Genomic DNA, 13490 nt, shown 5'->3' on the forward strand with positions numbered 1-13490 from the left:
GTTTTCTTCAACAATATAAATAATCATAATGCAAATGATTATCATTTGGTTTGGTGCGTTGTTGTCACGACTCTATGCAAATGGAAGAGGTGATGACAGGTTTATCTTTGTATTCTTTTTCCTCCATTAACAACAATAGGCACTTAAGAGCTGAACTTATTCAGTTTCTTCGACCATGTTATCAAATACACCACGCTATTTTGCAATGGTTACATTTGTCAGTGTTAAGGAAGATTGAACTATATGGACGCTAAGATTAATAAAATTAAGTCATGGAATATTCACTCAGCAAGAAAAACCTATGGTGTGAAAGACTGGAGTAATGGCTACTTTGACATAAATGAGCAAGGTGATGTGGCTATTATGGATCCACAACATAGTGAGAGCAACGCTGTTCCGCTAATGAAAATAATTGAAGGGATGCAAGACAGAGAGCTTCAGATGCCAGTGCTGTTGCGCATTGAGAACATTCTTGATCAAAGCATTAGCGACTTAAACGAAACCTTTCGCCGTGTCATTAAGCGGGTTGGTTACGATAACGAGTATCGTGGTGTTTATCCGATAAAGGTTAATCAGCAGGCGCAGATAGTTGAAGAAATTGCGCATTTTGGCTCTCGTTATCAACACGGGTTTGAAGTTGGTAGTAAGGCGGAAATGATTGCTGCTTTATCGACCTTAGAAAATATCGACAGCATGATTATTTGTAATGGTTACAAGGATCAAGAGTTTATTGAGTTAGGGCTTGAAGCTACTAAACTCGGCTATAAATGTGTTTTTGTGGTTGAAACTTTAACTGAGTTACCCATTATTGTTGAACGCAGTCGCGCATTAAATATTCGTCCCCATATTGGTGTACGTGTCAAAATGACCTCCAAAATTAGTGGTCATTGGGGGGCAACAAGTGGCGAGCGAAGCGTCTTTGGTCTGTCATCCAGACAGCTTATTGAGGCGGTTGATTACTTAAAAGAAACTCAATTTCTAGATTGTTTACAGTTATTACATTGCCACCTTGGCTCGCAAATTCCTAATATTCGCGATATCCGTATGGGGGTTGTCGAGGCGTGTCGATATTATGCAGACCTTTGCAAAGAGGGAGCAGCACTAGCGTATATCGATTTAGGTGGTGGCCTCGCAGTTGATTATACCGGTAAGCAATCAAGTAGCGACCAAAGTCGTAACTATACGCTGGAAGAGTATTGTGAAGATATTGTCGATACAATCAAAAGCACACTCGACGAAGCCAATTTACCTCACCCCACTATTGTCACAGAATCTGGTCGTGCGACCGTCGCTTACACCTCTGTGTTGCTTTTTAATGTACTCGATGTGAACCGTTTTGATGCTTCTGCTGTGCCTGATGAAGTGGCTAGCGAGCATGAGCTACTTAAAAATATGCGTGAAGTGATCGGTTATTTGAAGCCACAACGATTACAAGAGTGTTATAACGATGCAGTTTATTACCGTGATGAAGTACGAGAGCTATTTAAGCGAGGTCACATTGATTTACGCATGCGCTCGATTGCTGAAAACTTATACCTAACAATCTTGCATAGCATTAAAGATATGCTTGCAGATATGCCCCGAGTACCTGAAGAATTAGCTGCAATAACCGCGTCTTTGGCTGATATCTATTACGGTAATTTTAGTCTATTTCAATCCTTGCCTGACAGTTGGGCGATTGACCAACTGTTCCCTATTATGCCTATTCACCGCTTAGATGAAGAGCCAACAAGGCGCTCTATTTTGGCAGATATTACCTGTGATTGTGATGGCAAGATTGAACGTTTTGTTGTTGACCAGCAAATTGAAAATACCTTGCCGCTACATGCCCCTAAATTAAATGAAGAGTATTACCTTGGCGTCTTTTTAGTCGGCGCATACCAAGAAACGCTGGGTGATTTACACAATCTATTTGGCGATACCAATGTAGTCAGTGTGCGTTTGAATGCTGACTCTAGCTTTGAATTTGTCAAAGAGGTCCATGGCGACAGTATTGCTGATGTGTTGAGTTATGTGGAATATCAACCACGTGAAATGCAGATGCGTTTCCGTAATAAAGTAGAGGCTGCAGTAAAAGAGGAGCGAATTACTGCCAAAGAGCGACAGCAAATGATGAATACCTTTAATGCCAGCCTGCAGGGGTACACCTATTACGAAAAAGAAACCATTGCAGAACAGCAAAGTCGCATTGCAGTGTAGTCAAAATAACAAATAAAGCAGTTGCTTAACCTAGGTTTATAGCTATTAGTTTGAATGAATAATGGAGTTAAAAAATGAATAAAATCCTGATTATTGGTGCAGGTGGAGTAGGCCAAGTTGTCGCGCAAAAATGTGCGCAAGTATCAGAAGTCTTTAAAGAGATTACCCTCGCCAGTAGAACAGAATCTAAATGTATCGCGATTGCTAAACAAGTAAAGAAAAGTACTGGAATCGATATTGCGACGGCACAAGTCGATGCGGATAATGTTGAAGAATTAGTGGCATTATTGAATCGACTTAATGTGGATTTGGTGATCAACGTAGCACTGCCTTATCAAGACCTAACTATCATGGATGCCTGTTTAATTGCCAAGGTGCATTACATGGATACTGCAAACTATGAACCGTTAGATAGTGCTAAATTTGAGTATTCATGGCAGTGGGCTTACCAAGAAAAATTTAGCAAGGCTGGTCTAATGGCATTGCTCGGTTCGGGGTTTGATCCCGGTGCAACCAACATGTTTACTGCCTACGCAGCGAAACACTATTTTGATGAGATACATACGCTCGATATTATCGATGTGAATGGCGGAGATCATGGTTATCCATTTGCGACGAATTTTAACCCTGAGATTAATATTCGTGAAGTGACGGCGGCATGTCGCCATTGGGAAGAAGGAAAATTTGTTGAAAGCGATGCCTTATCAACAAGTCAAAGGTTCACCTGCCCAGATAACGTTGGAAGCTTTGATATTTACCGTATGTACCATGAAGAGTTAGAGTCGTTAACAAAGCATTACCCAAGCTTAAAAAAGGCACAGTTTTGGATGAGTTTTGGTGAAAGCTATTTAAAACACCTAGAGGTGCTTGGCAATGTAGGCATAACTGCGATTGAACCTATCCAGTTTCAAGGTCAAGAAATCGTGCCTATTCAGTTTTTAAAGGCACTGTTACCAGACCCTTCAACATTAGGGCCTCGCACGAAAGGAAAAACCTGTATTGGCTGTGTTGTAACCGGGATTAAAGCAGGTAAAGAGAAAACTGTTTATGTTTATAACATCAAAGATCATCAACACTGTTACCAAGAAGTTGGTTCGCAAGCTATCTCCTATACAACAGGTGTCCCAGCGATGATTGGTGCCAAAATGATACTGCAAGGAAAATGGCTCAAAGCGGGAGTTTGGAACATTGAGCAACTAAATCCCGATCCCTTCATGGAAGCAATGAATGAATATGGTTTGCCGTGGAAAGTGATTGAAAACCCTCAGTTTGATTTAATGAAGTAATGACATGATAAAAAGTAATCCCTTTTTAAATTTTGACTGCACGCGCGTTCCTTCTCCATGTTATGTTGTGGATGAAGTTGCAGTGGAAGCGAACCTTAAAGTTTTGGCGCGTGTGAAAAATGAGTCTGGTGCAAAAATATTATTAGCACTAAAAGCATTTTCTATGTTTAGTTTAGCGCCATTGATCAACCAATATTTATCCGGTGTGTGTGCCAGTGGTTTATATGAAGCACGTCTTGGAGCTGAAGAGTTTGAAGGGGAAGTACACACCTACAGCGCTGCTTTTAAAGAGCCAGAGTTAAGTGAAGTTCTTACTCTATCAGATCATGTGGTGTTTAATTCATTTAATCAATGGCAACGCTTTCAACCTTTATTGCAAAAAAGTCGCGTTAAGCGTGCAGGTATACAATTCGGTCTACGCGTTAATCCGATGCACTCAGAGGGAGCAACTGCACTTTATGACCCCTGTGCACCAGGCTCAAGATTAGGCATTCCATTCAGTGCATTTAAAGGACAATCTCTAACAGGGATAAGTGGCCTCCACTTTCATACGTTATGTGAACAAGGTTTTGAACCTTTAGCGCGCACCTTAGATGTCATCGAACAACAGTTTGCCAATATCCTTCCAAGATTGGAGTGGGTTAATTTTGGTGGAGGGCATCATATTACCGAACAGGGTTATGATGTTGATGCGCTAATTTTGCGTATTAAAGCCTTCCAAAAGAAATATAACTTGCAGGTTTATTTAGAGCCTGGAGAAGCCATTGCAATCCATAGTGGCGTATTGGTTTCTGAGGTCTTAGATATTACCCAAAATGACGGGGATATTGCCATTCTCGATACATCGGCAACATGCCATATGCCCGATACAATAGAGATGCCGTATCGCGCGGAAGTGCTTAATAGCGCAGGTAAAGGCGAAAAAAATTATGATTTTCGTTTAGGGGGGCAGACTTGTCTTGCTGGCGATGTCATGGGCGATTATTCTTTTGATTTACCATTGCGTGTCGGTCAGCGCCTTATGTTTGATGATATGTCGCATTATACAATGGTAAAAACAACAACCTTTAATGGCATTGGCTTGCCGGCCATCGCTCTGTGGAACTCTAACAGTAATGCGCTGAAAATAGTGCGTGAGTTTGGATATCGTGACTTTAAAGATCGATTATCATGAATGACTCATTCAACATTGCTTTATTCACTTTCTCTATTTTTAGATGTTATGTGGGTTAGTTCATTTGTTAAATAGATGTTTTTTTATAGGTTAAATCATCACTTCCTAATTCAAAAAACGATGAAACTTGCATTGAGCTTAAGTATTTTTCTTTGCATTTTAATTAATAAATAGGCTTTGTCAGTGCAAGGCTCGCTGTTATTTCATCTTTTTAAATGTAACAAATGTAAAAGTCATTTACCTGTCGTTAATAATCATTATCATTCGCAACCAAGGAAATGATAATTATTATCATTAATGAAAATGAAATGGAGACAACAGTGATTAAAGCAAATATCTTCAAACTTACACCAGTTGCAGTAAGTTTGTTATTCCTCGCGAACCCAGCCTATTCTGAAGAAGATGTTGAAGTAGTAAAAGTGGTTGGTAATACCACTGAAGTGACTGATGCATATATTGATGCGAGCGAACTAGATAAAAGCATGGCACAGGATCTCAATGATGTTTTCCGTAAGCAAGCGGAAGTCAGTGTCGGTGGAACAACTGCGGTATCGCAAAAGGTTTATATCCGCGGTATTGAAGATACCATGATCAACATTTCGATTGATGGTGCTGAGCAATCAAGCAGTCTTTATCATCACCAAGGTAGCCTATCGATTGAGCCTGAATTACTAAAGCAAGTTGAAGTCAGTGCTGGTGCCGGTAGAGCAACCGATGGCTTTGGTGCAATAGGTGGTGCGATTAAATTTAAAACCAAAGATGCACATGACTTATTAAAACAGGGTGATAAATTTGGTGCGATCACCAAAGCCGGTTACTACAGCAATACAAACGGCTATAAAGTATCTGCAAGCTTTTTTGGTGAAGTCACTGAAGGGCTAGGTTTATTAGGATCTATTTCTGGTTTAGCTAATGATAACTATGTCGATGGTAACGGCGATGAACAAGCCTACACCGAGAGTGATCAATTATCGGGGTTATTAAAGTTATCTGGGCAGTTAAATGATAACAACTATGTCTCGCTTTCATTAGATATGCGTAACGACAGTGGTGAGCGTTTACATCGTCCACAATGGGCTGAAACACCACGAAATCCTGCTTTTGATCAGTCATTTACACGTCAAACTATCTCATTAAATCATGCTTATACAGGCAATGACTTTTTGAACCTTGATAGCACGCTTTATTACACAAGTGCAGGATTGTTACATGATGAGCATCCTAGATTCGGTAAAAGTGATGGAAGCATTGATACCTACGGACTTAAGTTTCAAAACCAGAGTGATTTTTCATCTAACCAGCTAGTTTACGGTATTGAATTCAAGAGTGATAACAGTAGTTTCCACAATGCTGCTGATGGCGGAGAAACAACAGAAGAAGGTTCGATGGCTGCTGTGTTTGTTCAAGATGATTGGCGTATTACTCAACAGTTAGTATTAACTGCGGGTGCCCGTTATGATTGGTATCAGCTTAAAGATAACTTAGAACAAGATTTCGACTCTAGTGGTTTCAGTCCAAATGTCGGTTTGAATTATTCATTAATCGACGGTTTAGATCTGTTTGTAAGCCATGCCCAAGCTTTCCGTGGTCCGCAAGTTAAAGAGCTATACGTTATTTATAAGAAAAATGATGCCGATCTTAAGGGTGAAAAAGCACAAAATAATGAAGTTGGATTTAGTTACCAACATGCGAACTTCATTGCTGGCGCAAATTACTTCAATAGTACAATCAAAGACACCATTGCTTACTCTTATGATTCACGCAACATTACCAATGTAGGTGAGTTAACAACTACCGGTTTTAATGTATTTGCTGGGTATAATACCGATCTCCTCGCTGCGAGCTTGAATTACAACCAATCAAATCCTGAGCTAAATGGTGAAGCACTTACCGATGACAGTACAAGTTTAGGTACCTCAATGGGTGATAAGTGGATATTAGACCTGACTTACTTTGCTAGTGAGACACTGGATATGGGCTGGACAGCTACTTTTGTTGAACGATACGATGATGTTGATACATCGATTAACCCAGAAAAACCAGGTTATGGCGTCCATGATATTTATGCACAGTGGTTACCTGTTGAAGATCTTACTGTCACGCTTTCTGTGAAAAACTTATTTGATAAGTACTACAAAGATCATGCTTCTTACTCAGAGTATATCGGTTCTCCGCTTGCGATCGGCGGTGCAAACCCTGGGCGTGATTTTAGAATAAATGTTGCGTACAACTTTTAAGTGAATGTGGATGTTTAATAACAAAGTGACGAAGTGGTTAGTGGCATCTTTCTTTGCCATGAGCCACCTCTGTTTTGCGCAAGCGATAACTGTGTCTCACCCATTGGGTGAGACACAGTTAAAAGCAACACCAAAGCGTGTTGTGGTGCTTGGAATGGACAGTTTAGATAGCCTCGATGCCTTAGGTATTGAACCGATAGGTGTGGTTAAATCACCCGCACCCACTTATTTAAAAAAATATCAAAGCGAAAAATATAAATCGGTGGGCACATTATTTGAGCCTGATTTTGAAGCCATTTATACGCTCAAGCCCGACTTAATTATTGTTAGTAATCGCAGTTCATTATCGTTTGATGCTTTATCTAAGATTGCACCGACAGTGTCGTATATGGCCGACCCTGCTGATTTTTGGAAAACAACAACCGCTTCATGGCGAATGTTAGCCACAATATTTGCTAAACAAGCACAAGTTGAAGCGTTAATTGCACAACAAAAATCCGCTATCGATGCGATTAAACAACGTAATCAAGCCGATGATGCTAAAGCATTAGTGGTGATGAGAAACGGCACCAACTTAACTACATTTGGGGCGATGTCGCGCTATGGTGTTATTTTCGATTTGTTTGGTTTTAAAGAAGCGTTGAGCAACGATACGCGATATCAACATGGTGATTTAATTAGCTTTGAGTATATCACTCAGGTAGATCCGCAATACATGTTAGTGCTCGATAGAGATACGGCTATTGGACATGCGAATAAGTCTGCAAAGGAAAGCTTCAATAATCCATTGATCAATAAGCTCTCTGTGTACAAAGATGATCACATCCATTATTTGAATTCACATGCTTGGTACATTTCGGCAAGTGGCATTCAAGCAACGCAACTGATGATTGATGATATGAATGCTATTAATGGTAATGGCGAAAAATAATGATCGAGACATCCGTGGTGATTGATTCATGAAGATGTTTTATCTGAGCATTGCTTTAGTTATGTTAAGTGTTGCATCTTTATTCGTTGGGGTCAGTGAGTTATCGATTACGGCATTAATAAATAATGAGCATAACGCACGAGACCTGCTGTTCAGTAGCAGAGTACCGCGTTTACTGGCAATTTTATTGGCAGGTGCTGGGTTAAGCCTTGCTGGGCTTGTGATGCAGCAGATAAGCCAAAATAAATTTGCAGCCCCCTCTACGGCAGGGACAGTCGAGTGTGCAATGCTTGGCTATGTTTTAAGTCTGGTGCTTTTAGGTGACGGTGGTTCGCTATGGTTACCTTTTGTCTGTGGCATTATTGGCACCTTTATCTTCATTAAATTGATCCAATCTATTCAATTTAAAAACGCGGTATTTGTGCCGTTAATCGGTATTATCTGGGGTAACATTGTTGAGTCACTAGTGACCTTTATTGCTTATAAGTATGATCTCTTACAAAACCTCTCAGGATGGACAACGGCTAATTTTGCTAACCTATTGCAGGGCGACTATGAGTTGCTTTACCTCGCTATCCCGATTGCCATTTTTATCTATTTGTATGCAGCGCGTATCTCTGCCGTGGGTATTGGCAAAAACTTCGCCATTAATCTTGGCTTAAATTATCAAAAAGTGCTCATGATAGGCGTGGTATTAGTCTCTGTGATGGCTGTCACCGTGGTGATGATTGTCGGGCAACTGCCTTTTTTAGGGCTCATTATTCCTAACATCGTTTCCTATTTTAATGGTGATGACTTGAAAAAGAATATCCCGCTAACGGCTGCATTAGGTGCTGTTGTAGTGCTCGTTTGTGACCTGTTAAGTCGAGTATTGATATTCCCCTATGAACTACTCATTTCAATGATCATCAGTGTACTTGGTGGCGTGGTGTTTATCTATTTCTTAGTAAAAAGAGAAGCACATGACCGATAAGCAAAAAATAATTTTATTGTGCGCCATAAGCCTCAGCTTTTTAGTGTTGTTATTAGGAACAGGCCTAACACTTGATAACTATGCCTTTTTCTTATCGCTGCGTATTCCGAAGGTGATTGCCATTGTGCTGGCAGCTGTCGCTATTGCGTTATCGTCATTGGCATTTCAAACGATTACCAGTAATCGCATACTCACCCCAAGTGTTATGGGATTCGATGCGTTATATCTGCTAACACAAGTACTGATTGTATTTGTGGTGGGTAGCGTGAGTGTTTTATATATCAACCCTTATATTAATTTTATCGTGTGTGCGTTGACCATGGTGCTTTTTTCTTTGGCACTTTTTCACTTCTATTTTCGCGCAGGCAACCATAATTTACTGGTTTTATTGTTACTTGGCATCATACTTGGTCAAGTGTTTTCCAACTTAACATCAATGCTGGCGATGATGCTTTCCCCGAATGATTTTGCTTCGCTACAGGCGAATATGTTTGCCAGCTTTAATCACGTTAAAGTCGAGTTAATTTATATTTGTGCACCTGTTATTACCTTTGCCGCCTATTCTCTTTTTAAAATGCATCAAACGCTCAATGTGCTATGGCTAAATCATGATAATGCCACCAGTTTAGGGGTTAACGTTCTCGCTACCAACCGTAAAGTATTGTTATTGAGTACCTTACTGATTGCTGTTTCCACCGCGTTGGTCGGCCCTATTTTATTCTTCGGTTTTTTGGTCACTAACCTCACGCGAGAATGGATACAAAGTTACCATCACCGTACGTTATTTATCGCCTGTGTATTAATTGCTACCTGCACATTATTGATCGGACAATTTTTTATCGAGCATCTGTTTGAACTTCAAACAACGCTGAGTGTGGTCATTAACTTTATTGGTGGGGTTTATTTCCTGCGTATATTATTAAAAAAACAGATCTTGTAGGTGCGAAGTGATTAAAGTTAAACAGTTAAATAAAATGTTTTCAGAACAAGCCGTGGTAAAAAATACCACGGTTAATTTTGAAAAAAACAGAGTAACCTCAATTATCGGGCCTAATGGGGCGGGTAAAAGCACCTTATTATCGATGATCAGTCGCTTACTTGAAAAAGATTCAGGTTCAATCTGCATTGATGGACAAGCATTAGAAGAATGGGCAACAGAACTGTTGGCTAAAAAGTTGGCTGTGTTAAGGCAAGCTAACAATGTCACCATGCGTTTTACGGTCAAAGAGTTGATCTCTTTTGGACGTTTTCCTCACTCTAAAGGAAAATTAACGGCGGATGATCATCAGGTGATTGATAATGCGATTAACTATCTCGACTTAACGGATATTCAAGATCGTTATCTAGATAAATTAAGTGGCGGGCAAAGACAATTAGCGTTTATTGCCATGGTGATGGCGCAGGATACCGATTACATTTTGCTAGATGAACCGTTAAATAATTTAGATATTAAACACTCACTGCAAATCATGCGTAATATTCGAAGGCTCGCCTACGAACTTAAAAAGTCTGTGATTATTGTTATTCATGACATCAACTTTGCAGCCAGCTATTCGGATCGTATTATCGCCATGAAAAAAGGTGAAGTAGTGATTGATGGCAGTACTGAAGAGGTTATTAATACCACCGTACTAGAGAGCATATATGAAACCCCTTTTACGGTAATAGAGCAAAATGGCAAACGTATTTGTACCTATTATTAATAGCGCGATAACCTGTAGATAAGATACGTTATTATTTTTCAGGTTATCGATATAACACTTTGTTTTTTTAGTGGTTTAAAAACCACTACCAAGACTAATGTAAAAAGCACTCTCTTCTTCACTAAATGCGATATCTGCACCAATACTTAAGCCATAACGACGTGCTATTTTATAGCGAAAACCCGTCCCATAGCCAGCAGCTAAATCTTCATGATTCTGCTCCCCTTTGTCTAATGCGCGGCCAACACCATAGAAAGCAGAAATGTTCCAACGCGGTGTGATGTCATAGGTTACTTGACCTTGCACTGTTTGAATTTCATCTCCCTGAAAACGGTAAGCCGAAATACCGCGTAAATCCACATAGGGTTTAACTGTCGGTGGCAAGATAATGTCATTGCTATCAAAGTTCTGATAATTACCAGCAAAAGCTACGGTCCAATTTTGGGCAACTGGGATATATACTTCAGCATTAATATTGAGGTTATTGTAATTGTGGTCACTGCCGATCGCTTCGTTATAAACCATATATTCGGCACTCACTTGATAACCTTCACTTGGATAGAAAAAATTATTTCGAGTATCGTAATCGGCTAATAAGCCTAAACCAGAGCTGACCGTTTCAGTACCAATGGTGTAATCCAACAAGTCATTAAGTACTTTGCTATCGGTTTCTACCTTGGATTTTGATGCAACTTGTTTTATTCCTAGCATTAAAGGGGTATCTGCAATTCGTACTTGTAACTTTTGCATCATGACGATCCCCGATGTCTTTGTACCAAATGAAAGGGTTTTATCAATGGGAGCAATGGGCCCAAACCCAGGAAATGAGAGGTCTTTGTAAATATTCAGATTTGCTACGCCAACACCTGCTCCACCTAAGTATCGAATTCGATCTTTAAGCCAAGAATGTTGGTGTCCTGCAAAAGCAAACCAAGTACCATTTTCAGTGCCGCCAGCACCGACTAAGGTAATAGCAGACGGCATTAAACGCGCTCCCCCATCTCGTGCATTCAGAGCAGCTTCTTTTCTTACTTTTTTCTCTTCCTCTGTTTCGTGTAAAAACAGACCTGCGATGCCTCCACCATAACCAACAGCTGGTTCGGTAATGATGATTGGTATCGGTAAAAAGCCGGTAGCATTTTCGGCGATGTGGTGACCAAGATCTAACTGGTTGTCTTCTTCATCAAAAAATGAAGCAAATGGTGTAGTTGAGTACAAACATGATAGTAAACCTATCATAGTGGCTGTTAATCTAGTTTTCATAGGGCTCTACTTTAATATTTAACGGTAAATTGTTGTAATACCAATCGAATTAAGTATGTGATCTAAATTTTGCGCAGGAAAAGTGGCTTAACTCAAGGCGAAACTTGACGTAAATGGTGTTCCTTTTACGAAAGTTTCAACGAAGAGGTAAGTTGCTTTAAGCAGTAAAATAGACCCGCTATTTATTTCGTTTGGTATAAGTTTTGTTGCTGGTGAAGTTAATTACATGGGCAATTCTGTTTGCCATAATTCGCCTGCCACCACCTTGTTATATCCATATTGATAAATGACTTTCATATAGTGGCTATCAAAGAGGTCTCGACTCTTTTTTTGGTCAGAAAAATCTTTGTCGATATAGGCAAATTGCATGTCAATATTTTCAATTTCACTGAGGTATTTCATACGGTAGATATCACCACGGGCTTGCAGTGTGGTTAAGCTAGATAAGCTTTTAGTAATCAGAGGGATACCTTTATCAGCAACCGCTTGATAGGAGGATTTCAGTTTACCATTTCGAATAACATCTAATCGAGGTGACCGTGTCAGACCTAATGATTGTGATAGTTTATAGTAATCAAAGTTTGCTGGATTAAAGAACACCTGTGTCGCTAGCCCACCATCAACGTGCATCTCTTCAAGTTGTTCATTATTGTCATTTACATCGAAAAATTGCGGTGGAAATACCCCCGGAATAGCGGTTGTGGCTGCTAACACTTGATGGATTAATAATACGCGCTGTGGCAACTCGCTATTGGCGATAGCGCCGATATTCCATACCATTAACTCTCCTGAATCAAAATGCGTAGTACCAATAAACAAACGTTTTCCGTTACGGTGTTGCGCTGCGATCTCCTCAATCATCTGATCAGAATAAGTATTTTTAATAAAGGTAAGCATTTTATCTTTTTGACTAAATGCGTCTTTAGTTAAGGCATTTATAAAATTCTTTTTACCGATCAATGTCTTGTCATTAATATTTAGTATCACAGAAGGTAATGCCTCTAGTGTTTCCCCGCCCACAAACACAAAGGGTGCGAGTAGCCCGCCGACACTAATACCGGTAATAACTGAATAATCCGGAAGTTGCCCTTTTTCATGTAGCCCTACTAATACACCTGCACCAAATGCACCATTGGCGCCTCCACCTGATAAAGCCAGGATAGAAAACTGTGTTTGATGATCAACATGAAGGTTGGTAGTACGACTGTTTTGATACAAAAAATCAGGTTGTTGTGATGCCCAAAAGCGAATTGGCTCACCTTGATTTTGATCATGCAAGATGGTTGCGTGTTGATAGTTCTGTTCAGTTGTTCTCTGCTCAATACGATGTTGAGTGCTACATGCAACAACCAGTAGCGACATCGATATAATCAAAAGGTGATTGATTTTTTTCATTACATTTTTCCCAGTGTTTTGTGGTTATCGATAACGACTTAGTCATCATTTACTGGGCAGATATTAATCAACTTTTTGTGGGTTATTGAATCTCTATTGTAGGATCTTATCCATCATCTTTAAAAATAGTCGCTGATATATCAGATGAGGACATTAATATTCTTTTCATTTGATATTTAAATGTCCTTTGTAGGGTGACGTCCTACACATGCGATTCAATTAATCTGTAAATACCTCGTATTCTCCTCATCACTTACCACTTCCGAGTGAAATCATTCGCGAGTAACTAGTGGAAAAAGCATTTAACTATATGTCCTAGATAACCTTAT

Annotated in this window: 10 protein-coding genes; 8 read left to right on the forward strand and 2 right to left on the reverse strand. The window is 39.8% G+C overall.

Annotated elements, in window-relative coordinates; genetic code table 11:
• Nucleotides 1-243: 243 nt before the first annotated feature.
• The 8 genes from speA (at nucleotide 244) to CW745_RS09555 (ending at nucleotide 10503) form a co-directional block, all read left to right on the forward strand.
• Nucleotides 244-2199, forward strand: coding sequence for a biosynthetic arginine decarboxylase (speA, locus tag CW745_RS09520; RefSeq protein ID WP_101108420.1), 1956 nt, complete (start codon nucleotides 244-246; stop codon nucleotides 2197-2199).
• A gap of 74 nt (nucleotides 2200-2273) precedes the next feature.
• The gene (locus tag CW745_RS09525) at nucleotides 2274-3485 is read left to right on the forward strand and encodes a saccharopine dehydrogenase family protein (RefSeq protein ID WP_101108421.1); all 1212 of its coding nucleotides are present in this window, start codon (nucleotides 2274-2276) and stop codon (nucleotides 3483-3485) included.
• 4 nt (nucleotides 3486-3489) lie between these two features.
• Nucleotides 3490-4659 carry a carboxynorspermidine decarboxylase gene (gene nspC / locus CW745_RS09530; RefSeq protein ID WP_101108422.1) on the forward strand — a complete coding sequence of 390 codons (1170 nt, stop codon included), beginning with the start codon at nucleotides 3490-3492 and terminating at the stop codon, nucleotides 4657-4659.
• Nucleotides 4660-4937: 278 nt separating this feature from the next.
• Entirely contained in the window at nucleotides 4938-6896 is a 1959-nt protein-coding gene (locus CW745_RS09535) for a TonB-dependent receptor (protein WP_202973182.1), read from the forward strand.
• 10 nt (nucleotides 6897-6906) lie between these two features.
• Complete coding sequence (locus CW745_RS09540; RefSeq protein ID WP_101108423.1) at nucleotides 6907-7827, forward strand: siderophore ABC transporter substrate-binding protein; 921 nt, start codon at nucleotides 6907-6909, stop codon at nucleotides 7825-7827.
• 28 nt (nucleotides 7828-7855) lie between these two features.
• Entirely contained in the window at nucleotides 7856-8800 is a 945-nt protein-coding gene (locus CW745_RS09545) for an iron chelate uptake ABC transporter family permease subunit (protein WP_274521244.1), read from the forward strand.
• Nucleotides 8790-9740 (forward strand): iron chelate uptake ABC transporter family permease subunit, encoded by a 951-nt coding sequence (locus tag CW745_RS09550; protein ID WP_101108424.1) that lies wholly within the window; start codon nucleotides 8790-8792, stop codon nucleotides 9738-9740. The genes CW745_RS09545 and CW745_RS09550 overlap by 11 nt, the downstream gene beginning before the upstream one ends.
• Before the next feature lie 7 nt (nucleotides 9741-9747).
• Nucleotides 9748-10503 (forward strand): ATP-binding cassette domain-containing protein, encoded by a 756-nt coding sequence (locus tag CW745_RS09555; RefSeq protein ID WP_153069756.1) that lies wholly within the window; start codon nucleotides 9748-9750, stop codon nucleotides 10501-10503.
• Between the two features lie 75 nt (nucleotides 10504-10578).
• Here CW745_RS09555 and CW745_RS09560 read toward each other — a convergent pair whose 3' ends face one another.
• Both CW745_RS09560 and CW745_RS09565 read right to left on the reverse strand, forming a co-directional pair.
• Nucleotides 10579-11766: a BamA/TamA family outer membrane protein gene (locus CW745_RS09560; protein WP_153069757.1), complete on the reverse strand. Its 1188-nt coding sequence runs from the start codon at nucleotides 11764-11766 to the stop codon at nucleotides 10579-10581.
• Nucleotides 11767-11988: 222 nt separating this feature from the next.
• Nucleotides 11989-13161, reverse strand: coding sequence for a patatin-like phospholipase family protein (locus CW745_RS09565; RefSeq protein WP_101108425.1), 1173 nt, complete (start codon nucleotides 13159-13161; stop codon nucleotides 11989-11991).
• Between the last annotated feature and the right edge of the window lie 329 nt (nucleotides 13162-13490).

It is taken from the genome of Psychromonas sp. psych-6C06, assembly GCF_002835465.1.
In the GTDB taxonomy this organism is placed as follows: Bacteria; Pseudomonadota; Gammaproteobacteria; order Enterobacterales; family Psychromonadaceae; genus Psychromonas.

Bases quoted from the DNA above. Each gene is read 5' to 3' on its own strand.
- CW745_RS09565 (WP_101108425.1), bottom strand. From the start codon at position 13,161: ATGAAAAAAATCAATCACCTTTTGATTATATCGATGTCGCTACTGGTT.
- CW745_RS09525 (WP_101108421.1), top strand. From the start codon at position 2,274: ATGAATAAAATCCTGATTATTGGTGCAGGTGGAGTAGGCCAAGTTGTC.
- CW745_RS09550 (WP_101108424.1), top strand. From the start codon at position 8,790: ATGACCGATAAGCAAAAAATAATTTTATTGTGCGCCATAAGCCTCAGC.
- CW745_RS09535 (WP_202973182.1), top strand. From the start codon at position 4,938: ATGATAATTATTATCATTAATGAAAATGAAATGGAGACAACAGTGATT.
- nspC (WP_101108422.1), top strand. From the start codon at position 3,490: ATGATAAAAAGTAATCCCTTTTTAAATTTTGACTGCACGCGCGTTCCT.
- speA (WP_101108420.1), top strand. From the start codon at position 244: ATGGACGCTAAGATTAATAAAATTAAGTCATGGAATATTCACTCAGCA.
- CW745_RS09545 (WP_274521244.1), top strand. From the start codon at position 7,856: ATGAAGATGTTTTATCTGAGCATTGCTTTAGTTATGTTAAGTGTTGCA.
- CW745_RS09540 (WP_101108423.1), top strand. From the start codon at position 6,907: ATGTTTAATAACAAAGTGACGAAGTGGTTAGTGGCATCTTTCTTTGCC.
- CW745_RS09560 (WP_153069757.1), bottom strand. From the start codon at position 11,766: ATGAAAACTAGATTAACAGCCACTATGATAGGTTTACTATCATGTTTG.